Annotated in this window: 15 protein-coding genes; 10 read left to right on the top strand and 5 right to left on the bottom strand. The window is 61.3% G+C overall.

Features of this window, described 5'->3' with window-relative positions; genetic code table 11:
* Nucleotides 1-80 precede the first annotated feature (80 nt).
* The 3 genes from PLJ71_17295 to PLJ71_17285 form a co-directional block, all read right to left on the bottom strand.
* On the bottom strand, nt 81-1,529 hold the full coding sequence (locus PLJ71_17295; GenBank protein ID HQM50448.1) for a sulfatase: 1,449 nt from the start codon (nt 1,527-1,529) through the stop codon (nt 81-83).
* A 59-nt stretch (nt 1,530-1,588) separates the two neighbouring features.
* Nucleotides 1,589-2,746: a thiolase family protein gene (locus tag PLJ71_17290; GenBank protein HQM50447.1), complete on the bottom strand. Its 1,158-nt coding sequence runs from the start codon at nt 2,744-2,746 to the stop codon at nt 1,589-1,591.
* Nucleotides 2,747-2,834: 88 nt separating this feature from the next.
* Nucleotides 2,835-5,234: a 3-hydroxyacyl-CoA dehydrogenase/enoyl-CoA hydratase family protein gene (locus PLJ71_17285; protein ID HQM50446.1), complete on the bottom strand. Its 2,400-nt coding sequence runs from the start codon at nt 5,232-5,234 to the stop codon at nt 2,835-2,837.
* Nucleotides 5,235-5,670: 436 nt separating this feature from the next.
* Here PLJ71_17285 and PLJ71_17280 point away from each other — a divergent pair, with 436 nt between their 5' ends.
* From PLJ71_17280 to secD, 8 genes are all read left to right on the top strand, one after another.
* Nucleotides 5,671-6,513: an SUMF1/EgtB/PvdO family nonheme iron enzyme gene (locus PLJ71_17280; protein HQM50445.1), complete on the top strand. Its 843-nt coding sequence runs from the start codon at nt 5,671-5,673 to the stop codon at nt 6,511-6,513.
* Nucleotides 6,514-6,781: 268 nt separating this feature from the next.
* Nucleotides 6,782-8,704 carry a 30S ribosomal protein S1 gene (locus PLJ71_17275; protein HQM50444.1) on the top strand — a complete coding sequence of 641 codons (1,923 nt, stop codon included), beginning with the start codon at nt 6,782-6,784 and terminating at the stop codon, nt 8,702-8,704.
* Between the two features lie 246 nt (nt 8,705-8,950).
* On the top strand, nt 8,951-10,795 hold the full coding sequence (gene ilvB / locus PLJ71_17270) for a biosynthetic-type acetolactate synthase large subunit (protein ID HQM50443.1): 1,845 nt from the start codon (nt 8,951-8,953) through the stop codon (nt 10,793-10,795).
* Between the two features lie 301 nt (nt 10,796-11,096).
* Nucleotides 11,097-11,894, top strand: coding sequence for a glycosyltransferase family 2 protein (locus PLJ71_17265; protein ID HQM50442.1), 798 nt, complete (start codon nt 11,097-11,099; stop codon nt 11,892-11,894).
* Nucleotides 11,895-11,998: 104 nt separating this feature from the next.
* Nucleotides 11,999-13,132 carry a sialidase family protein gene (locus PLJ71_17260; protein ID HQM50441.1) on the top strand — a complete coding sequence of 378 codons (1,134 nt, stop codon included), beginning with the start codon at nt 11,999-12,001 and terminating at the stop codon, nt 13,130-13,132.
* Between the two features lie 34 nt (nt 13,133-13,166).
* Nucleotides 13,167-14,291 carry a tRNA guanosine(34) transglycosylase Tgt gene (tgt, locus tag PLJ71_17255; GenBank protein HQM50440.1) on the top strand — a complete coding sequence of 375 codons (1,125 nt, stop codon included), beginning with the start codon at nt 13,167-13,169 and terminating at the stop codon, nt 14,289-14,291.
* A 143-nt stretch (nt 14,292-14,434) separates the two neighbouring features.
* On the top strand, nt 14,435-14,698 hold the full coding sequence (gene yajC / locus PLJ71_17250) for a preprotein translocase subunit YajC (protein ID HQM50439.1): 264 nt from the start codon (nt 14,435-14,437) through the stop codon (nt 14,696-14,698).
* A 54-nt stretch (nt 14,699-14,752) separates the two neighbouring features.
* Nucleotides 14,753-17,491 (top strand): protein translocase subunit SecD, encoded by a 2,739-nt coding sequence (gene secD, locus PLJ71_17245; GenBank protein ID HQM50438.1) that lies wholly within the window; start codon nt 14,753-14,755, stop codon nt 17,489-17,491.
* A gap of 170 nt (nt 17,492-17,661) precedes the next feature.
* Here secD and PLJ71_17240 read toward each other — a convergent pair whose 3' ends face one another.
* Both PLJ71_17240 and PLJ71_17235 read right to left on the bottom strand, forming a co-directional pair.
* Entirely contained in the window at nt 17,662-18,354 is a 693-nt protein-coding gene (locus PLJ71_17240; GenBank protein HQM50437.1) for a vitamin B12 dependent-methionine synthase activation domain-containing protein, read from the bottom strand.
* A 26-nt stretch (nt 18,355-18,380) separates the two neighbouring features.
* The gene (locus PLJ71_17235; protein ID HQM50436.1) at nt 18,381-19,655 is read right to left on the bottom strand and encodes an alpha-L-fucosidase; all 1,275 of its coding nucleotides are present in this window, start codon (nt 19,653-19,655) and stop codon (nt 18,381-18,383) included.
* Nucleotides 19,656-19,899: 244 nt separating this feature from the next.
* On the opposite strand from PLJ71_17235, the gene PLJ71_17230 reads away from it, so the two are divergent.
* Together PLJ71_17230 and PLJ71_17225 are read left to right on the top strand one after the other, a co-directional pair.
* Nucleotides 19,900-21,117: a 6-phosphofructokinase gene (locus tag PLJ71_17230; protein ID HQM50435.1), complete on the top strand. Its 1,218-nt coding sequence runs from the start codon at nt 19,900-19,902 to the stop codon at nt 21,115-21,117.
* Between the two features lie 341 nt (nt 21,118-21,458).
* Nucleotides 21,459-22,100, top strand: a complete 642-nt coding sequence (locus PLJ71_17225) for an SGNH/GDSL hydrolase family protein (GenBank protein ID HQM50434.1) — start codon at nt 21,459-21,461, stop codon at nt 22,098-22,100.
* Nucleotides 22,101-22,197 lie beyond the last annotated feature (97 nt).

Here is a 22,197-nt window from a genome sequence, read left to right as displayed (position 1 = left end):
CCATTCCGTCCACGGCTGAGGCGCGGGAAGGAGGGCAAAGGCGGGCGCGTGTCTCGCGACACAAGGGATGGGCCCCAGCGCTAGCCTTGGACATCCTTGAGCGTGCCGATGGGGCGGACATTCTTGCCCGTGACGCCGGTGCGGGCGTCGCCGAGGTCGTTGCGGGCTTTCTCGGCGAGTTCGTGGAGGCGTTTGACGACGTCGGGATGGTCCTTGTGGACCGATTTCTGCTCGCCGGGGTCGACGTCGAGATTGTAGAGGGCCTCGGGCATGGGGGTATCGAGGTTGGGGGTGCGGCGGTAGATGTCTTCGTCGCGCAGGGTGGTTTCGAGGCGCAGCTTCCAGTTACCGCTGCGTACCGCGTGAAGTTCGTTGCCGAAATAGTAGTAAAACGCTTCGTGAGGCGTTTTCGCGCCGGGTTCGCTGAGTATGGGCCAGATGTTTCTGCCGTCGATGATGCGGTCCTGGGGCACTTGAAGCCCGGCGAGGTGCGCGAACGTCGGATAGATGTCCATCGACGTAGCGATTTCGCCGGAGACGAGTCCCGCGGGGATATGCCCGGGCCAGCGCACGATACAGGGGACGCGCATGCCTCCTTCGTAGGTGGTGCCTTTACCGGCGCGCCAGGGGGTCGCGTTTCCGCCATCCTCGCCCTTGATGTACCAGGGTCCGTTGTCGGAGGTGAACAGGACCAGGGTGTCGCTGTCGAGGCCGAGTTCCTTGAGCGTGTCGAGGATTTGGCCGGCGCCCCAGTCGATGGTTTCGATGACGTCGCCGTACAGCCCGCCTTCGGACTTGCCCCGGAACCGGCCGGAGACGAACAGCGGCACATGAGGCATGCTGTGGGGCACGTAGAGGAAGAACGGCACGTCTTTGTGGCCGCGTATGAACTGGACGGCTTCTTCGGTGTAGCGCTCGGTGAGGGTTTCCTGGTTGACGTCCGTCTCGATGGTTTCGGTGCCGCGAATGAGGTACACGGGGGGCATGTCGTTGCTGTAGGGCAGGCCGAAGTAGTAGTCGAACCCGTGGTTGGGCGGGAGGAACGGCGGCAGGTGGCCGAGATGCCATTTGCCGATGCAGCCCGTGGCGTACCCGGCGTTCCTGAGCAGTTCGGCGAGCGTGATTTCGCTGGGATGCAGGCCGAAGGGCGAGTCTTGGCGCATGACATGATGGGGCGGCGCGGTCAGGTCGCCTTCGTGGCGGGGGATGGCCGCGAGCCCGACGCGCTGGGGATAGCAGCCGGTCAACAGGGCCGCGCGCGATGGCGTGCATACCGGCGCGGCGGAATAGAAGCTGGTCAGGCGGGCGCCTTCGGCGGCCATGCGGTCGAGGTTGGGGGTTTTGATGCGTCTCGAGCCAAAACACCCGGCGTCGTTATAGCCTTGGTCGTCGGTGAAAATGATGACGAAGTTCGGCGGGCGCTTCGGGGCTTGAGCGCGGCTCGTGCGGGTGAAGGAAGCCACAAGGCCCGCGGCGGCGGCGCTGCCAAGGTACATGAATCTCCGTCGAGAAATGGTGTTGGCGCGCATGACGATCGCCTCCCCGTGCCTGAGCTTCTGATAGTAGTCAGGGTAGTGGCTCGGACCCCTTATTGGCAGAGTTCGAACACGCCGGCAGCGCCCATGCCCCCGCCGATGCACATGGTCACCAGCCCGTACTTCACGCCCCGCCGCTTCATCTCGTGCAGGAGTTGGACCGTGAGCTTCGCGCCGGTGCACCCGAGGGGGTGTCCCAAAGCGATGGCGCCGCCGTTGACATTGACCTTCTCGGGGTCGAACTTCATTTCGCGCACGACATAAAGGCACTGTGAGGCAAAGGCCTCGTTGTTTTCGATGAGGCCGAGGTCGCCGGGCTTGATGCCCGCCTGCTCGCAGGCTTTCGGGATGGCTTCGAGCTGGGCGGGTCCCAGGAATCGCGGGTCGCCCGCGGCAACCGCGTAGCCGCGAAGGCGCGCAAGGGGCGTCAGCCCGAATTCATCCAGCGTTCTCTTGTTCATGAGACACACGGCCGCCGCGCCGTCGCTTGTCTGACTCGAGTTGCCCGCCGTGCAGAAGCCGCGCTCGGGCGTGGCAAACGCGGGTTTCAGCTTCGAAAGGGCCTCCATCGAGGTATCCCGCCGGGGCCCCTCGTCGGTGTCGAACCATACGGACCCGTTTGGCGCGGGCACGTCCAGAGGCACGATCTCGTCGACGAACAGACCCTTATCAATAGCATTGACTGCACACTGATGGCTGCGCAAGGCCCACTCGTCCAACTGTTGCCGGCCGATCTTGAACTCGCGGGCCACATTGTCGCCGCAAAGGCCCATGCCGATATAGACTTCGGGCCGCACCCGCGTCAGCTCAGGGTTGGGTTCGTATTTCAATCCGCCCATCGGGATAGCGCTCATGGACTCGACGCCCCCCGCCACGGCCGCATCGAGCAGGCCCGCCTCGAGCTTCGCCCCCACGATGGCTTGGGCCTCGAGACCCGACGAGCAGAACCGGTTGATGGTAATCGCGGGCACACTGTCGGGAATGCCCGCGCGCGCCTGGGCCACGCGGGCAACGTTCATTCCCTGGCATCCTTCCGGAAAGGCGCATCCCAGGACAATGTCCTGAACGCGGCCGGCGGGCACGCCCGCCCGGTCAACGACTTCCTTGACGACCGCGGCCGCCATCTCGTCCGGCCGGTAATTCGCCAGTGTGCCCTTTTTTGCTTTGCCGATGGCCGTGCGCACGGCCGAAACGACGTACACATTCTGCATTGCCTTATCCTCCTACCGCCCGGGGCGCCGGCCTGGGCTGAACGGGCGTGCTGTTCACGAGCATCATTGACATCCGCTCTCGATGCGGCTAGTTCCGCAAGGGTTTGCCTGTCTGCAGCATGTATTGCATTCGCGCCCGGGTTTTTTCCGTGCCGCACAGCGAAAGCATGGATTCGCGTTCGAGGTCGAGCACGTCCTGCTCGGTCATCTCCTGTCCGGGCAAGCGGTCGCCGCCCGTTAGCGTTCTGGCCAGGTGCTCGGTGATGAGCGCATCATGTTCGGTCGCCCAGCCCGACAATTGCATCTGATACACCACTGAGCGGAATGCGGCCCGGACCGATTCGCCCAACACGGCCAGTTTCGCGGGTTTCGGCGGGATATACCCGGCGATAACGAGGCTTCGGCAGACATCCTTGGCCCGTTTGACCTGATGGTGGTCGTTGATGCATACAAACTCGTTCTCGGTCAGGTACCCCAGCTTGATCAGTTCGGGGCCGCTCGTGCTGACCTTCGCCATGCCGATGGTTTCGAAGGCGCGGCGCACGTAGGGGAACGGGTCGCCTTGGACCACCGTTTCGGGCACGTACGCAAGGGCGCGGCGCAGCATTTCCTTGGTGCCGCCGCCGGCCGGGATGATGCCCACGCCCGCTTCGACGAGGCCGCCGTACGTCTCCGCCGCCACTACCGCCCGGGCCGCGTGCTGGCTCATCTCGATGCCGCCCCCGAACGTGTAATGATGCGGCGCCGCCACCACGGGGCCCCGGCAGAAGCGCATGGCCATGTTGGTATTCTGAAAGACGGAGATAATGTTGCTCAGGGAAGCCCAATCGTTCTGCATCGCATATCCGAGCACCATGAACAGATTCGCGCCGGCCGAGAAGTGCTCGCCCTGGTTGGCCACGATCATCCCCTCGAAAACGCCTTCGTTGACCAGGCTTACCCCCGCGTTCAGCATCTCGAGCAGGTCGCCGTCGATGGTATTCATTTTGTTGTGGAACTCAGCGCAGAGAATCCCGTCGCCCACATCGATCAAACTGCAGCTTTCGGTCTTCCTGACCGTCTTGTTGCCCGCCTTAAGGTCTTTCAGAAAAAAGGCCGCGGGATTGCGCGCGACCTCCTTGTAGCCATTCGACGCGAGGTCGAAGAACATTCTCTTTCCATTTTCGTACTTGTAGAACGATTCGCCTCCGGCTTGGAGGAGGGCTTTGGCGATGCCCGGCAGGGGCAGACCCTCAGCCGCCATACGGTCGCATACATACTTGACGCCGAGTGCGTCCCAGGTCTCGAAGATTCCGATGCTCCACGCGAACCCCCACTTCACTGCGTTGTCGATGCTGACGATATCGTTCGCAACCTCGGGGATGCGGTTGGCGGCGTAGATCGCCATGTTAGCGAACAGTCTCCACACGAACTTCGAACCCTCGTCCCCGCCGGTGTGCATGATGCGCACCTTTTCCTCGGGGTCCTCCGTGCCGCGCGCCGCTCCGATGCAGTCGAACTTCGTCTTGCTCTGGGGCTTATACTCGAGGGTGGCCACGTCAAGCGAGAGGATGATGCGCTTGCCCTTCTCGTCGCGTTCGTCGGTCTTCTTGAAGAACCCCGCTCCGGTCTTCTCGCCGAGCCGGTTACTGTCGATGAGTTTCTCCAGCCAGGGCTCCGGCCGGAACAGTTCGCGCTGCTCGTCGTCAGGGCAGCCGTTGTACACGTTTCCGATCACGTGGACGTAGGTATCCAGCCCGACAAGGTCGCAGGTCCGGAACGTGGCGGACGAGGCGTGCCCGATGATGGGGCCGGTCAGGTTGTCGACATCTTCGACCGTGAGCCCGTGTTTCGGAAACTCGCGCATGATGAATTGGCATGCGTACGTCAATATGCGGTTGGCAACGAAATTAGGGGTATCCCTGGCCATCACGATACCCTTGCCGAGGACGTTCTCCGCGAAACGTTTCAGGGTCTCGACCACCTCGGGCAAGGTGTCTGGCCCCGGGATGATCTCGAGCAGTTTCAGGTATCGCGGCGGGTTGAAGAAGTGGGTGCCCAGAAAGTGTTTCCGCATGTCGCCGTCCATGACTTCCGTCATGGAGCGCACGAGGATGCCGCTCGTATTGGTGCTGATGATCGAACCGGGCCGCCGGTGCTTCGACGCCTCCCCGAGCACCTTCTTCTTGATTGCCAGGTCTTCCTTGACCACCTCGATTACCCAATCCGCCTCGGCAATCCTCGGAAAATCGTCCTCGAAATTGCCGATTTCGATAAGGTCCGCGTACTCAGGGAGATACACCGGAGCCGGTTTCGTCTTCAATAACGCGGCCTTGCTGGCCGCCGCAAAACTGTTGCGTTTTGCCGGGTCTTTTCTCTCCTCAGCGGTCAGGCTGGGCGGAACGATGTCGAGCATCACAGACGGAACACCACAATTCGCCAAGTGCGCGGCGATCGCACCTCCCATCACCCCCGACCCCAGCACGGCTACACGCTTGATGTCGTCCATAAGACTCGTCTCCTTCCACCAATACGCGCCTATGCGGACACAGCCGCCCGCACTACATCGTCTGGAATCCGGCAACGTCCCCGCCGGGGATGCCGCCTCAGGCAGGTGGCCGCAGCTATGTGCACCGCCGGCACGCAACCTGCTGGGATCGCACCAATTAAGCCCTTGACAGCCCCAGACTCGCCCATCGTACCTTACTGGCTGAAAACGGGTCAAGGTTGAACTGCGAAAACGTAGCAAGCCCGCCTTTTTTGTGAGTTCAGACGGAATACCAATGGAATACCAAACAAAAACATGGTAAACTCTTGTCATGTGAGACCGCGCGGCGGGGAGATGCCGGGCGGTCCAGAGGCATGGCAGCCATTCGTCTGCATGGGGAGTCCAGTGAACAGAACTGGAGCGCTGCAGTAGCAGCATGTTCAGGAGGGAGATTCTTATGCGCCTCGCCAGAAAGCTTTCCGTCGTTCTCGCGATTGCCCTTGTGCTCGCAATCGCAACAGGCTGTTCAACTTTCCACCCGAAGACCTCGGCTGCGGACGTCAAGGTAAAAACCCATGACTTCAATGGAATCGACTTTGTATGGGTACCGCCAGGGAATTTCCAGATGGGCGCTGCGACGGAGGAGGCCGGCAGCCAGCCCAATGAAGGGCCTGTTCACACGGTTACCTTCGAAAACGGTTTCTGGATCAGCCGCCGCGAGATCAGCCAACAGGAATATGCCCTTGTCATGGATGACCATCCCTCGCCCGAGAAAAACGATGAGATGCCCGTGACAAACGTCAGCTGGTTGGATGCCATGGCCTTCTGCGCGAAGCTGTCGGCGGACAGCGGCGCGGCCTATTGCCTGCCTACCGAGGCGCAGTGGGAATACGCAGCCCGCGCTGGCGCCAGCACGGCGTACCACTTCGGCAACGACCCGTTGCTGCTCGACGTGTATGACTGGTACGCCGTCAATGCGCCGGAAAAAGCGGTCCAGTATCCGGGGCAGAAAGCGCCCAACCGCTGGGGCCTGTATGACGTGCACGGCAACCTCAGCGAATGGTGCTACGACGTCTATGCCGAAGATTACTACCAGCAGAGCTGTTCGACCGCTCCCACAGGACCCGAGCAAGGCGTATCGCGGGTGGTGCGCGGCGGATGCGTCAAATCCAAAGCCGACGAATGCCGCCTCGCAGCCCGGGGCCATGCGGCGCCCGAAGCGAAGAGTCCGACCGTAGGGTTCCGCATTGTCCGCGAGAAGCTGCCCACGTGGCCGAGATACTATCCCCCAGTCAAGTAACAGGAACAGCACGCGACATATCCGATAGGAAACCATGCCCTCCGCGTCCTGCTCGCGGGGGGCATTTGCTTCGAGGCCCCGCGGCCGAACCGTGTTTGCGCAAACCGCTGAAACCCGGCGGGGCCGGGTGGGTGGCCCATTCTTGGGCCCGGTATGCGCTAAAGGACGGCGCGTGTTCGATTTGACCGCTCTTCCCGTTTCTTGCTAAACTTGTGGATCTGCCCATCTGCGATGGGCAAATTCACGACGAAAGGACGTTGTAGAAACAATGGCAGAAGAACGGAAACAACCCACGGATGCACAAGAGGTGCAGCAAACGGCGATGGACGCGGCCCAGGCCGTCGAAAACCCCGACGAGGGCATGGAAACCTTCTCGATAGAGCAGATGGAGGCTTTCTATGACAAGTCGATCGCCAGCTTCAAAGAGGGGGAGGTCGTACGCGGCCGGATTGTAGAGACGACAGACGATTTCGTGCTGGTCGACATCGGGTACAAGAGCGAGGGGGCGATCCCCATCTATGAATTCCCTGACCCGTCGAGCATCATCATCGGCGAAGAATTTGACGTGTATATCGAGCAACCCGAAGACGACGACGGGATGCCGGTCCTGTCGAAGACCAAGGCCGACAAAATAAAGAACTGGGCGCATATCCAGGAAGTCTATGAGCGCGACGGGGTCATCGAAGGCCGAATCGTTCGCCGGGTGAAAGGTGGCCTCAAGGTGGACATCGGCGTGGACGCGTTCATGCCGGCCAGCCAGTTGACCTGGCGGCCCACGAGCGACCTCGACCGCTTCATTGGCGCTACGATGGAAGTCAAGATCATCAAGCTGACGAAACGGCGCCGCAACGTGGTGGTCAGCCGCCGCAAGCTCCTCGAAGAGCAGCGCGCGGGCGAGAAGGCCAGACTGTTGTCGACCATCGAGGTCGGACAGATCATCCCGGGCGAAGTCAAGAACATCACCGATTTCGGGGCGTTTGTTGACGTTGGCGGCATCGACGGCCTGTTGCACGTGACCGACATGTCCTGGGGCCGGGTGAAACACCCGTCGCAGGTGGTCTCCGTCGGCGACAAGATTCAGGTGATGGTGTTGAACTTCGACCCCGATTCGGAGCGCATAAGCCTGGGTCTGAAGCAGAAGACCGAGAATCCGTGGAAGACCGCGACCGACCGCTATCCCATCGGCGGCGTCGTGCGCGGGAGAGTGGTCAGCATGACCGACTACGGCGCGTTCGTCCAGCTCGAGGATGGGATCGAGGGCATGGTCCACGTCAGCGAAATGAGCTGGACCCGCCGCGTGCGGCATCCCAACGAGGTGATGAGTCTCGATCAGCAAGTCGACGTAATGGTGCTCAACGTGGATCCCGAAGCGGAGAAGATCGCGTTGGGTCTCAAGCAGACGCTGCCGAACCCGTGGCGCGAAATTGAGGAGCGGTACCCGGTCAATTCGACGGTTACGGGGACCGTCCGCAACCTCACCGATTATGGCGCGTTTGTCGAAATCGAGGAGGGGATCGACGCGCTGCTGCACGTGAGCGATATTTCCTGGACGAAGAAGGTGAACCACCCGTCCGAGATGCTCGAGCGCGGTCAGCAGATCCGGGTGAAGATTCTCAGCATCGACCCCAACAACGAGAAGATCAGTGTCGGCCTGAAACAGCTTGAATCGGATCCGTGGCAGTCTGTCGTCGAACGGACGCCTATCGGCGCCCACGTGGAAGTCGAGATCGCCAAGCTGGTGAGTTTCGGCGCGTTCGCGAAGCTCGACAACGGGGTCGAGGGTCTGATTCACGTGAGCGAGTTGTCCGATGAGCGCGTTCAAAAGCCGGAGGAGGTCCTCAATGTAGGGGATACCGTGCTGGCGAAAGTCATCAGCATCGATCCGGTCGAGCGCAAGATCGGCCTGAGCATCCGTGAATACAAGCGCGACATCGAGCAGGGCATCACGTCCGAGTACGCCGCCAGCGGCACCGCATCGGTGAGTATAGGCGAGGTTCTGGGCGACGCCGTGCCCAAATCGCTGTTGCGTGGCGCGCTGGACCCCAGCGAGGCGGCCAATGAACTGCTGAAAGAGGATAGCGCGGGCGCCCCGCAGGCCTCGCAGCCAGAGCCTTCGGCGGAAGCCCCGGCCGAGACCGACTCCGGCGCGGAACCTTCCGCTGTTGAAGAGGAAAACACCAAGGAATCCTGACCTTTGTTCGGGATGGTTGCCCAATCGTAATCCGAGAGAGCGTTGTGCCGCGGTACGGCGCTCTTTTCGCATATGGGCACGCTATCTTGACACAGGTCCGGCCCGGGGCCGGGCGGACGGCACGCGCCGTTCCGCGGCGTATCGGAAAACAGCGTAACGTAACTAATGACAGGGGACGCCGGTCTCCTGAATGATTCAGAACCGTGCGCGAGGACAGAGTTCCTGGCGCGATTCAGGGAGCACCATATGAGCACCGCAAGAAACCGCACACACAAACTCGCCGGCGCCGAGATGAGCGGCGCCGAGACCATCATTCAGGTGTGCGCGGACGAAGGGGTCGACACCATATTCGGCTATAGCGGCGGCGCCATTTTGCCAACGTACGACGCCATCTTCCGCTACAACCAGATGCGGAACGCAAAAGAACAGATCCGGCTTATCGTGCCGGCAAACGAACAGGGGGCGGGGTTCATGGCGGCGGGGTATGCCCGGGCCAGCGGCAAGGTGGGCGTGCTCATGGTTACGTCGGGTCCCGGCGCGACAAATACCGTGACCCCCATTCGCGACTGCATGGCGGATTCCATTCCCGTAGTCATGATCAGCGGGCAGGTGCCCTGCGCGGCCATTGGAAGCGATGCGTTCCAGGAAGCGCCGGTATTCAATATCATGAGCGCGTGTTCGAAACACGTGTTCTTGTGCAAAGACCCCGGCAAACTTGAAGAGACCATGCGCACGGCGTTCAAGCTCGCCCGCAGCGGGAGGCCCGGACCCGTTGTCGTCGATGTGCCGAAAGACGTGCAGAACGCCGTCCAGCCCTTCAAAGGCGCCGGATACCTGACCTTCCGCGGGTACGAGCAGCGGATGGCCGCACTGAGTGCTTCGCGCATTTCAAAGGAGCATGCCGCCAAGTTTTTCAAGATGCTCGAAGGCAGTGCCCGGCCCCTGATCTACGCCGGGGGAGGCGTCATAACCGCCAACGCCGCCATGGAACTTCGAAAGTTCGCAAAACGCTTCAACATCCCCGTCGTCACCACCTTGATGGGGATCGGCAGCATGGATACGGCCGACGAACTCTCTCTTCACATGCTCGGAATGCACGGCACGGCGTACGCCAACTACGCCGTCGAGGACTGCGACTTTCTGCTGGCCGTCGGCGCGCGGTTCGACGACCGCGTAGCGGGCAAGGTGGACGCATTTGCGCCCAGAGCCAAGCACATGGCGCACATCGACATCGACGCTGCCGAGATTGGAAAGGTGAAGGCGGTCGATTGGGCGCACGTCGGCTGCGCCAAACAGGCCCTTCAGGACCTGCTCGCCCACGGCAGGCGCTTCAAGAAGGATTTCTCGAGATGGGTGAACTACGTTAATGTGCTGAAGAAGAAGCACCACCTCAACTATGACCGCGAAAGCAAGCTGATTCAGCCGTACGAGGTGATCGAGTTTCTCAACGAGATCACCCAGGGCGAAGCCATCGTGTGCACGGGAGTGGGCCAGCATCAGATGTGGTCCGCCCAGTATTGCCGGCTGCACCATCCCCGTTCCTTCATCACCTCGGGCAGCATGGGCACCATGGGATTTGGGCTGCCCGCATCTATCGGCGCGCAGGTGGCGTCTCCCGGCCGAACCGTTATCGATATCGACGGCGACGGCAGTATCCGGATGAACCTGGGCGAGCTCGAGACGCTCACCACCTACAATGTGCCGGTCAAAATACTGCTTCTGAACAATCTCGGCGACGGCATGGTGCGGCAATGGCAGTCCATGTACTTCGGCGAGCGTTACTCGGGCACCGACAAGTCCCTTCACCGGAAAGATTTCGTTAAAGCCGCCGAGGCGGACGGTTTCACCTTTGCCCAGCGCCTCACCAAACGCACCGACATGAAGAAGGTGCTGAAAAAGTTCGTGACCCACAACGGCCCGGCGCTCCTCGAGGTCATGATCGATCCGTACGCCAAAGTGTTCCCGATGGTCGGCCCCGGGCTGGGCTACGGAGAGATGATCACCGGCGAATTCATTGTCCCGCGCGAAACGCCCCCCAAAGAACAGCGAACCGAAGAAACCGACATGATGAGAATCCCCGAGTTGTTCTGAGAGACGCGGCCGTGACGTGCACTGCGCCGCGCCGTACCAGGGTTGCCCATGCCCAAGGGTCACAAACGGTCCAAGGGACCCAAAGATCCGGTGGCGGCCAAAGCGGTTATCGAACACGGAACCGGCGGCGTCCGCCATGGTTCCCTGCACCGCCATGAAGGCTTCGCGGACGCACCCCCGCCGGCACCCGTCCTGTCAGGCCGGCGCAAGCCCCGCAGAGGGAAGGCGCCCCCGGTGGATTGAGGCGTTTCGGCTGCACTACAATGGGCATTCGCAGAAACCTTGGCCGAGGAACGAGCACGTGCATGACCTGACTGTCCTTACTCTGGTGCCAAACGCGGGAGACCGCCTGGCGCGCTGTCTCGAGAGCGTCCAGTGGGCAAACGACATCTTCTGTGTGATCGACCCGAAGACCACCGACGGGTCTGACGCGGTCGCGCGGGAATATACCGAGCACGTCTGTGCTCACGAATACGTGAACGCGGCCGCTCAGCGCAATTGGGCTATCCCGCAGATCGAAACCGAGTGGACCCTCGTCCTGGACGCCGACGAATGGGTCTCGCCCGAACTGGCGGCGCGCATCCAGGAAGTCATCAAGGACCCCGGCAGTTGCGACGGGTACGACGTGAAGCGGATGTCTTATTTCATGGGCCGCTTGATGCGGCGTTGCGGATGGGAGCGCGACTACAATGTGCGGCTGTTTCGCACGAAGAAGGGCCGCTACCTCGACCGCCGCGTCCATTCGAAGGTCGTGGTCGACGGAACCATGGGCCGGCTCGACGAGGTGATGTATCACGACACCTACCGTGATTTCGACGAGTATTTCGAGACGTTTCAGCGATTCACCACGTGGGGCGCCGAGGACCTTTTCGAGAAGGGCAAACGCGCGTCGCTGTTCGATCTGACGCTCCGCCCCGCATCGCGCTTCCTCAAGATGTACGTCATTCGGAGGGGATTTCTTGACGGATACCACGGCGCCGTGCTCAGCATGCTCGGCGCCTTCTCGGTTTTCATGAAATACGCGAAACTGTGGCATTTGGGCAGAACCGAGGCCGGTTCCCGTCCGCCGGGAAACCCCGGCAGAGGTTGCGGGGATTGACCCGGGGCGAGCGGCGTTCGGAGCCAGACGGGCCCGTCCCGGATTCCTGTACCACAGGGTCTCGGTTTCGGCGAAGGCATAAGCGTTTACCGGAGGTATTTGTTATGCGAGAGGTCATGCTGTGTGTGTTGGCAACGGTGACAGGCGTTGCGGGGGCGGCTGCCGCCCAGGAACCGGCGCTGTGGCTGAATCCGCTGTGCCAGACGCTCGAGCTTCCCTACAACGGCCCGTTCGAGCAGCTCGACGACGGCACGCTGCTGGTCATCGACAGAAACGTGTTGCGCAAGAGTACCGACGGCGGTTCGACGTGGGAGGACGTCAGCGGCGAGATTACTCCGGGGCTCGACATCAACTACGGCGGCCACCCCGGCCAGTTTCTGCAGACCCGCAACGGGACCGTCGTCGTGGCGTATCTTGATTTCACCAACTACGTTTTCAGTTGGAACGACGAGAAGGCCGCACCGAATCCCGAGTGCCGCCTGGAACTTTGGGCCATCCGCAGCACCGACGGCGGAAAGACCTGGACCGATAAACAGCAGCTGTTGCCGGGCTACAACGCCGATTTCATGGGCTTCATCCAGCTCGAGTCGGGCCGGTTGGTGGCCACGGTCGAACATCTCGATCCGGACCTGTGCCGCTGGGTGGTCATGTCGTTCTTCTCGGACGACGAAGGCAAATCCTGGCAGCACGGCAACGTCATCGACCTCGGCGGGCACGGCCACCACGACGGCGCGGTCGAGCCGTGCGTCGCCCCGCTGAGCGATGGACGGCTCCTCATGTTCATCCGCACGGGATTGGGCCAGTTCTGGTACGCCTACTCGGAGGACGGCGGCAAGTATTGGCGGACCATCAAGCCGAGCGGCATCGATGCCAGCAGTGCGCCGGGCTGGGTCGAACGGCTCAAGAGCGGCCGCCTGGTCTTTGTCTGGAACCGTTCGAAACTCGAGGGCGCCGAAAAGACGACCTCGTTCTGGAGCGGCCAGGCTCATGAAGTGCCGGCGCCCGGCCACCGCGAAGAGCTGTCCATCGCTTTCTCCGAAGATGACGGCCAGAGCTGGACAGCGCCCGTCGTGCTGATGCGCGTGCCGAACGGCCAGTTGGCGTACCCGTACGTTCTCGAACGCACCCCGGGCGAGTTATGGGTGATGACCCGCTACACCTTCCTCGAAGGCGGCAAGCCGGCCCCGCCCGTCAAGGTCCGCATTCTCGAGAAGGATTTCGTTAAACCCAGGGAATAGGGTGGAAAACCACGGCCAGAATACGGGCAGAGCGATGGATTGCGCGGTTACATTCGAAGTCGAGGCCAGGGACCCGGGCTGTGGGGCGCGGGCGGGCCGCCTTCACACCCCTCACGGCCCCGTCGAGACGCCCGTGTTCATGCCCGTGGGCACGCAGGCGTCCGTAAAAGCCGTTACCCAGGAGGAACTGCGCGCTCTCGGAGCGCAGATCATTCTCGCCAACGCTTACCACCTCTATTTGCGCCCGGGGACCGAGCTCCTCGAAGACGCGGGCGGATTGCACCGGTTCATGGGCTGGGACCGGGCCATTTTGACCGACTCCGGCGGGTTTCAACTGTTCAGTCTCGCGGAATTGAGCACAGTCTTGCCCGAGGGGGTAACGTTTCAGAGTCACATTGACGGTTCCCGCCACACGCTGACTCCCGAGAGCGCCGTGGACGTGCAGATCGCCATCGGCGCCGACATCATGATGTGCCTGGATGAATGCACGGGGTACCCCGTCGGCGAGGACGTGGCGGCGGAGTCCATGCGCATGACCGCCGAGTGGGCGGCGCGATGCAGACAGCGCTGGGTCGAGCGCGAGGCGGCGAATCAAGCGCTGTTCGGCATAATCCAGGGCAGCACGTTCGAGCATCTGCGCCGCGAGAGCGTCGAACGCACCCTGGCCCTCGATTTTCCGGGCTACGCCATCGGGGGGGTCAGCGTGGGCGAAGGCAAGGAAACCATGGTGCGCGCCGTGGAATGGACCGCCCCGCTGCTTCCTGAGGAAAAGCCCCGTTACCTCATGGGGGTTGGGCCGCCGGAGGACATCCTCGACGCGGTCGAGCGCGGGGTGGACATGTTTGACTGCGTCATGCCCACGCGCAATGCGCGCAACGGCTGCCTGTTCACGTCGCAGGGTAAACTCAACATCAGAAACCAGAAATACCAGCGCGATTTCGGGCCGTTGGACCCTGCGTGCCGGTGCCCGGTGTGCGCGTCTTACAGCAGGGCCTATCTGCGGCACCTGTACATGGCGCGTGAGATATTGTCGCTTCGGCTGAATACTTTACACAACCTTTTCTTTATGCTACACTTATCCGCTGCGATGCGCGAGGCAATCCGCGCCGGACGCTTTGGCGAGTTCAAGGCCTCCTTCCTCCAGGATTACCAGGCCTGAGGGGGCTTTTCTGTTTCCAAAACGGAGGATCGTACGTCGTGTGGAGATTGTTCTACCTTGGTGAGGCGGCTCAGGGAGCGGCGCAAAATGGCACGGAAGCGCCTCAAAGCCCCCTCGGACTTTTTGGAAGTCCGCAGATTCTCATGATTGTCGCCATGGTTGCGATTTTCTATTTCCTGATGATTCGCCCCAATACCAAACGGGAAAGAGAGCGCCAGTCCATGCTCTCGAGTCTTTCCAAAGGCGATGCGGTTGTGACTGCCGGAGGCATCCATGGGACCATCGTCGGAATCACCGAAAAATCGGTCGTGCTGCGCGTCAGTGACGACCCGCCCGTGAAGATGGAGTTCCAGCGGAGTTCCATTTCACGGGTAATGCCCAAAGATTCCGGCAATGGTGACGAGTAATTGCGCATGTTGCGCTGATTCGCCGCGTGGAGCGCGGCCCATGGAGATGTTCCAATGAAGAATCCGACCTTGCGAGCCATCATCATTATCGCATCCTTGATTTGGGGCGCCATATACATCTATCCCACGATCGGGTGGATGACCCTCAGCCCCGAGGCGCGCGAGCAGCGCCTCGCCACATGGAAACAGGAAGACCTCGAGACCCGGAAACCTGAATTCTTCCGCGACACCTGGGCCGGTATCCGCCGCTGGTCGCAGTTCAACAAGGATTGGGTGATCAACCTCGGCCTGGACATCCAGGGCGGCATCAACATGATTATCGGTTTCGACATAACCAAGGCCGACCCCCAGATAATGGCCAGTTTCCCGGAGAATTGGACGCAGGCGGACATCGTCAAGCATTTCCAGGAACAGACTCTGCGCACCATCGAGCGCCGCGTGTTCGAATTCCAGTCCACCGAGCCCATCATCACCCGTCTGGGTGATGACAAGATCCAGGTGCAGCTTCCGGGCGAGAAAGACCTGGACCGCGCGCGCGACCTCATCTTCAAATCGGCGTACCTGACGTTCCATCTCGTGGCCATGCCCGACGAACAGGAACAGGTGTTCCTCGCGATCGACAAGTATTTCGAGAAGAACAGCAACAAGGATTTCCTGGGGCTGATGCAGAAACCCGTCGAGGGCCCCTATCTCTGGATCCCCAAGGAAAACATCGAGAAAATCCGCGCCCTGGTCGAGGAAGCCCGCAAGGTGCCAGGGCTGATTCCCGAAGGCAGAGACATCGGCTTCAGCGGCGAGCCGAAAGCCTGGGAAACTCATCAGGTGTACAAGATATACCTGATGAACAAAGACCCTGATCTGACGGGGTCGGGCCTGCAGCAGGCCTATGCGCGCGTCGATGACAGCAGCCCGCAGGGCAACTACATGATCCTGTTCCAGTTCAACACCGACAGCGGCAGCCGTATGGGCCAAGTAACCGAGGCAAACCGCGGCAAACCCCTTGCTATCGTCATCGACGACCAAGTCGAATCAGCGCCAACCATTCAGGACCGCATCACGACAAGAGGCCAGATCACCGGCGGCTTCAGCCGGGAAGAGGCGGTGGACCTCGCCATCGCGCTGCGCTCGGGTTCCATGCCCGCGCCGCTCGTCGAGGAATCGAGCGCCCAAGTGGGCGCGAGTCTGGGCCGCGACCTTATCCGGCGCGGCGTGACCTCGTCGATCCTGGGCGTCGTGGTTGTGGTGGTGTTCATGCTGATTTACTACAGGTGGGCGGGGATCGTGGCCGACATCGCCCTTGTGATGAATGCCATATTGCTGCTCGCCGCGCTGGCCTATTTCAAATCCACTTTGACGCTCCCCGGCATCGCGGGCTTGATCCTGACCGTTGGTATGGCCGTGGACTCGAACGTGCTCATTTATGAGCGCATCCGCGAGGAGCTGCGCAACGGCCGGTCGTTGCTTGCTGCGGTGGACAGCGGCTTTGACCGCGCCGCGGTGACTATCCTGGACGCCAACATCACGACGCTGATTGCCGCCGCGGTGCTGCTGCAGTTCGGCACGGGGCCCGTCGTAGGTTTCGCCGTGACCCTCAGTATCGGCGTCTGCACGAGCGTGTTCACGGCCCTGATCGTGAGCCGCGCCATCATGGACTTCCTTACGAGCCGCAAGATCATCACCAAGCTCAATATGCTCAGCGTGATCGATCCCGACTCCAAGATCCGCTTCATGGAACGCCGGAACGTCGCCATTGCCGCCAGCTGCATCGCAATTGTGATTGGCGTCATCTTATTTGCGCTTCGAGGCAACGAGAACTTCGGTGTAGACTTCATGACCGGCACCAACATGATCGTCTCCCTCGATGCAAATGATTCTATCGCCGATGAGGACGTCCGCGAGCGGCTTTCAGACGCGGGGTTCGAGAGTCCGGTCGTGCAGCTGTACGAGAATGAAGATATCGATATACCCGGCACGCAGTTCCTGATTCGCGTCAGCGAAGTGACCCAGTCCGAGCAGGCGGCGGGCACGCCGGAGGCCGGGGCGCCCGTGGAGGGCCAGACGCCGCCGGAAAGCGCGGCCGGGAATGGCGAAGTCGTTACCGTGTCGCAACGCATCGCGGATGCCCTTGCGGATCTGAGCACCGACCCGAGCCAAATGGTGCAGCGCGTCGACACCGTAGGACCCGCGGTGAGCGCCCAACTGCGGCGCGACGCCCTGTTGGCGGTTCTGTATTCGATGTTCTTCATTGTGCTGTACCTGTGGTTCCGGTTTGAGTTGAAGTTCTCGATCGGCGCGGTGGTCGCGCTGGCGCACGACGTGTTGATTACGCTCGGGGTGTTTGCGCTGTTGCACCGCCAGATCAACCTGCCGGTCGTGGCGGCGATCCTGACCATCATCGGCTATTCGCTGAACGACACGATCGTGGTGTTTGACCGCATTCGCGAAGCGTTGAGACTGTATCGCGGACGCGGCATGACCTACGCCGAGATCATGAACCTGAGCATCAACCAGACGTTGAGCCGCACACTGCTCACCTCGCTGACCACCTTGTTCGTTACGGTGGTGTTGCTCATCTTCGGCGGCGACGCGATCTTTGATTTCGCGTTGGCGCTGACCGTCGGCATCATTGTCGGGACCTATTCGTCGATCTTCATTGCAAGCCCGATCACCTACTATATCCAGAAATACTGGAGCAAGAGCCTGGTGTCTGGCTCGGCGCCTGCTGGGGCACAGAGCGGCCCCAGTTCGCGCCGCCGGAAGGGAAGAAAGGGCGCGGCGGAATCCACTGCCTGAGCCGCCAGCCTGACCAAACGACCGCCGGGTCGCGGAGATGTCCTCGGCCCGGCGTTTCTTTTCACCCACCGCAGGACGCACAGCCCGCTCGTGGAACCGGCGCCATTGCTGCGATGGCTCGACTGGGAGCTACACGTTTTATCGGCTGCTGCGGAGCCCGGCCTCTCCGGTCATCCGAAATCGCGCTCGAGCCCGTGAGGATCATACGGCGCCCGGCGGTTAGGACAGTCTTCGCGCGGACATAACTGGCAGTTGACGAACCCCGACTCGGTTTCGAACCACACGCCCGACACGGACTTGATGGGCATCATGAGAAAACTCTCGGTCAAGCGCACCCCAATCCCCTCCACTGCGCCGCTGAACAAAGAGAAGAGGCGGGGCTGTTCCGAGACCGGCCAATCTTCCAAAGACCCCGGGTTCATGGTGGCCCGCTGGCCGGGGCGGAAACGGGCGGCCAGATGCTGGCCCAGGGTCTCGATGGCGCGCCGCAACGCCAATTCCTTGATCTTGTCCGCCCAGAACACGTGCATGGGGTCCTTATGGCATTGCGACCACGTTTCGAGTTCAAGGCCACAGGTGGCGACGAACGGAAACGCCCTCGCGCGCCCGTCGAGGTTGACCCGCAACACCCGGCTCGAGAACCGCACGCCGTCCAAGGCAACCGTGTGCTCGTCGATTGCTTCGACGGCCGAGAGCTTGTAGATGCCTTTTGGCCGCGCCACAGGCGCTGCTTGCCGCGCCAGGGCCAACGCCTCACCGGCGAAGGGCGCGTCCCGCTCGAGGTTCAGGGCCGCCAACACGCCACGCTCATCTGCTTCGAAGGGGATGGCGTCCAATACGATCATTTCGCCGGCTGATGTCATCGTTGTTCGTCCATGAGGTTCACGAATCACTTCAGGAACAGTTCGAGCACAGGCGCCACCACTGCGGGCTTCTTGACTGGCAGTTCCAGGATCAGCGTCTTGCGGGCACTGTTTGTATCCTTTTTGAAGTGGATTTCCGAGGCGTCGTTAAGGAGCTGCGCGTACTCGACCTTGTCCGCCATGCCGTCAAAATGGAGATGGCGGAACGGCCACGCGAAGAGGTGCACGTAAAGCCGTTTGCCGTTTTGGGTAAGGCGGCAGTGGTCCGGCGCGGTAAATTCACTCTGAGTGCACCCGTATATCGAACGGCCGTGAAGGGCCATCCAATCGCGATACACGGCCAGGGCGTCTTGCGCGCGCGGGTCAAACGTGCCCCGTGCGGTAGGGCCGACGTTCATGAGCAGGTTGCCGCCGCAACTGACGCTGTTGACCAGCATCTGGATGAGCTGCTCGGGGCTTTTCCAGGTGCTCTCGTCACGGTGGTAGCCCCACGACCCGCTGAAGGTCTGGCAGGTTTCCCAATGCACCGGTTTGCCGTTGACGGTCACCCACTCGCGGGGCTGAAACTGCTCGGGCGTATGAATGTCGGCTTTTGCGGCGGGAAGGTCGAGACGGTTGTCGACGATAACGTGCGGCTGCAACTCGCGCACGAGCTTCAAGATCATCTCGCTGCCCCAGTCGTCCCGGCCCTTGCCGCCTAGATCTCCCAGCTTGGCGCGGGGATAGGAGAAATCGAACCACATGATGTCGATTCTGCCGTAGTTGGTGAGGAGTTCGCGCACCTGGTTCAGCAGGTACTCGCGGTATTTCGCCATATCGCGCGACCGGTTCAGCTTCTTGGCGCCCGGATGGTTGCGCATCGAGTGCAGCGCGTCGATGGGGAAATCCGGATGATGCCAGTCAATGAGCGAATAATAGAACCCGGCGCGCAGCCCCTCGGCCCGAAACGCGTCCACGACTTCCTTGATCAAGTCTTTTCCGCACGGGGTATTGGTGGCTTTGTAGTCGGTAAACTTCGAATCAAACAGGCAAAACCCCTCATGATGCTTCGTGGTAATCACGAAATACTTCATCCCGGCTTCACGCGCCATCCTTGCCCAGGATTTGGGGTCGAACAGGTCCGGCTCGAAGAATTTGAAGTAACGGTCGTAGACCTCATCGGGGATTTCTTCGTATTGTTTTATCCACTCGTGGCGGGCGGGCAGCGCGTACAGGCCCCAATGAATGAACATTCCGAACCGGGACTCGACAAACCATTTCATGTCGCCTTTTACGGGCGCGGGTTTCGGTATCGCACTCATAGAAGCTCCCTTCCAGTGACCAAACATGGTTCTGCGCCCGGGCGCCTCCCCGGGAGCCGGCTGCATCTTAACACCCCCGCCGCATCCAGCCAAACCGAAATCGCGAAAATGGATACGCCCGGCCGTGTTCCGGTATAATTCGAGACGCCACGGGCGGCAGCGGGACGTCCGCGGGCCGTATCTTCTGACTTGCCACGCGTGTTGCAAATCAGTCAACCATCGTTGATTTCAGAGGAGAAGTGTCATGGCGAAAGTGCTGGAAGGCAAGGTATTGGTAGCGCAAGGCGGCGGGCCGACGGCCGTTATCAACCAGAGTCTGGTTGGCGCGGTGCTCGAGTCGCGCAAGTTCCACCAAGTCACACGGGTCTATGGGGCGATTCACGGCGTGCGCGGCATCATCGAAGAAGATTTCCTCGATCTGACCGAAGCGACGACGCACAATCTCGAGGCCGTCGCGCAAACGCCGTCGTCGGGGCTGTGCTCGACCCGCGACAAACCCGATATCGAATACTGCCGCAAGATTTTCACGGTATGCCAGGCCCACGAAGTGCGCTATTTCTTCTATATCGGCGGCAACGACAGCGCCGACACCTGCCGCATCGTAAACGAGGAATCCGACAAGGCCGGGTACGAGCTGAGGGTCATTCACATCCCGAAAACCATCGATAACGACCTCAAAGTGACGGACCACTGCCCGGGCTACGGTTCCGCCGCGAAATTCGTGGCCCAGGCGTTTGCCGGCGCGAACCTCGATAACCGCGCCATCCCCGGCGTGTATATCGGCATTGTCATGGGACGCCACGCCGGCTTCCTGACCGCCGCGTCGATCCTCGGCAAGAAGTACCCGGACGACGGCCCGCACCTGATCTACATGCCCGAGCGGCCCTTCGACAAGAAGCAGTTCGTGCAGGATGTGCAGGAAGCATACAAAAAGTACGGCCGCTGCATCATCGCGGCGTCTGAAGGTCTTGTCGACGCGAAAGGCGTGGCCATCGCGTCGCAATTCACGGGCGGCGAGAAAGACTCGCACGGCAACATCCAGCTTTCGGGCACGGGGGCCCTGGGCGATCTCCTTGCCTCGTGGGTAAAGAGCGAGACCAACATCAAGCGCGTCCGCGCCGATACGCTCGGCTATCTGCAGCGCAGTTTCCTGGGATGCGTGAGCGAAGTGGACCAGTTTGAGGCCCGCGAAGCCGGCGAAAAGGCCGCCCAGTACGCGATCTGGCACAACCTGGACGGCTCGGTGGTCATCCGCCGCATTGGCGATTACGCGGTCGAATACGGTCTTGCAAAGTTGACGGACGTGGCACGCGAATCCACCTGCATGCCCGACGAGTTCATCAACGAACAGGGCAACGGCGTGACCGACGCTTTCATCCGCTACGCCCGGCCGCTTATCGGCGGCCTGCCCATTATGGAACGGATCGCCGCCCCCAACGTGCGGCCGATACTCAAGAAGTAGTTCTACGGCTCGGCTCTGAAGACGCATAGCAGACACTCGGGACGGACCCAACGGTTTGCGCCGCAGACCCGGTCCGTCCCGAGTTTTTTCGCAACCGGCGTTTTCAGCAGGCGCCACGGCTTCGGGTAAATGGTGGAAACGGCCCAAAGGCCCTGCCGCGGCCGTTGGCCGCAACCAATGGGATTCCACGGCTGTGCGGCCGGGAAAGAGAGCTGCCGCGCGGAGACTTCGATGGCGCGCGGCCATCTCATGAGGCGGGGGTTCATATCTTGCGCCGTCCCGCATCTTTGGAGTCTAATGGGCGCTTCTCGTGATGACGAAGGACTAAGGGGAGACACGGCGTGAAAACAAAGCTCAGAAACGGCGATACCGTTGTGTTTATTGGCGACAGCATCACGGACTGTGGGCGCAGGGCGGAATTCAGTCCCTTGGGAAACGGGTATGTGAAGCTGTTTGCCGACATGATGGCCGTGCGGGAACCGGCCAAGGCGTTGACTATCATCAACAAAGGCATCAGCGGCGACACCGTCACCGGGCTGCGCGACCGGTGGAGCGACGATGTGCTCCGGCACAAACCGGACTGGCTCTCGGTCAAGATCGGCATCAACGACCTTCACCGGACGCTCGCCGGCGACGGGCCGATTCCGCCTGCCGATTACCAGGCGGCGTACGATACCATTCTGGGCCGCACCGTCAAGCACCTGCCGAGGTGTCAACTGCTGCTGATAACGCCTTTCTACATCAGCATGGAGAACGACAGCAGCTCTTTCCGAAGACAGGTGCTCGAACTCCTGCCCCGCTACGTGCATGTGGTGCAGCAACTGAGCCGCAAATACGGTACCCGGCTCATCAAGGCGCAGGACATGTTCCAGAAACTGTTGAAATACCGTGAATCCGACGTATTCTGCCCTGAGCCGGTGCACCCGAATCTCACGGGGCATCTGGCCATTGCCGAGGCCGTTTATGAAGCCCTGAGCGAGTGAGCGGCTTCGGCGAGCGATTCCAGGTGGATGTTGCGCGGGCCGGTGTCAAACCACATTAGAAATGTCCTCAGTCTTATCTCGTTAGAAATGTCCTCTT

Source organism: Candidatus Hydrogenedentota bacterium (genome assembly GCA_035416745.1).
Lineage (GTDB): Bacteria > Hydrogenedentota > Hydrogenedentia > Hydrogenedentales > SLHB01 > UBA2224.
Note: the sequence above shows the minus strand (reverse complement) of the source record. Positions and strands in the feature narration are given on the sequence as shown.

What these genes read in the sequence shown, in the direction of transcription:
- PLJ71_17295 (HQM50448.1), bottom strand. Translation starts at nt 1,529, where the DNA reads ATGCGCGCCAACACCATTTCTCGACGGAGATTCATGTACCTTGGCAGC.
- PLJ71_17290 (HQM50447.1), bottom strand. Translation starts at nt 2,746, where the DNA reads ATGCAGAATGTGTACGTCGTTTCGGCCGTGCGCACGGCCATCGGCAAA.
- PLJ71_17285 (HQM50446.1), bottom strand. Translation starts at nt 5,234, where the DNA reads ATGGACGACATCAAGCGTGTAGCCGTGCTGGGGTCGGGGGTGATGGGA.
- PLJ71_17280 (HQM50445.1), top strand. Translation starts at nt 5,671, where the DNA reads ATGCGCCTCGCCAGAAAGCTTTCCGTCGTTCTCGCGATTGCCCTTGTG.
- PLJ71_17275 (HQM50444.1), top strand. Translation starts at nt 6,782, where the DNA reads ATGGCAGAAGAACGGAAACAACCCACGGATGCACAAGAGGTGCAGCAA.
- ilvB (HQM50443.1), top strand. Translation starts at nt 8,951, where the DNA reads ATGAGCACCGCAAGAAACCGCACACACAAACTCGCCGGCGCCGAGATG.
- PLJ71_17260 (HQM50441.1), top strand. Translation starts at nt 11,999, where the DNA reads ATGCGAGAGGTCATGCTGTGTGTGTTGGCAACGGTGACAGGCGTTGCG.
- tgt (HQM50440.1), top strand. Translation starts at nt 13,167, where the DNA reads ATGGATTGCGCGGTTACATTCGAAGTCGAGGCCAGGGACCCGGGCTGT.
- yajC (HQM50439.1), top strand. Translation starts at nt 14,435, where the DNA reads ATGATTGTCGCCATGGTTGCGATTTTCTATTTCCTGATGATTCGCCCC.
- secD (HQM50438.1), top strand. Translation starts at nt 14,753, where the DNA reads ATGAAGAATCCGACCTTGCGAGCCATCATCATTATCGCATCCTTGATT.
- PLJ71_17240 (HQM50437.1), bottom strand. Translation starts at nt 18,354, where the DNA reads ATGACATCAGCCGGCGAAATGATCGTATTGGACGCCATCCCCTTCGAA.
- PLJ71_17235 (HQM50436.1), bottom strand. Translation starts at nt 19,655, where the DNA reads ATGAGTGCGATACCGAAACCCGCGCCCGTAAAAGGCGACATGAAATGG.
- PLJ71_17230 (HQM50435.1), top strand. Translation starts at nt 19,900, where the DNA reads ATGGCGAAAGTGCTGGAAGGCAAGGTATTGGTAGCGCAAGGCGGCGGG.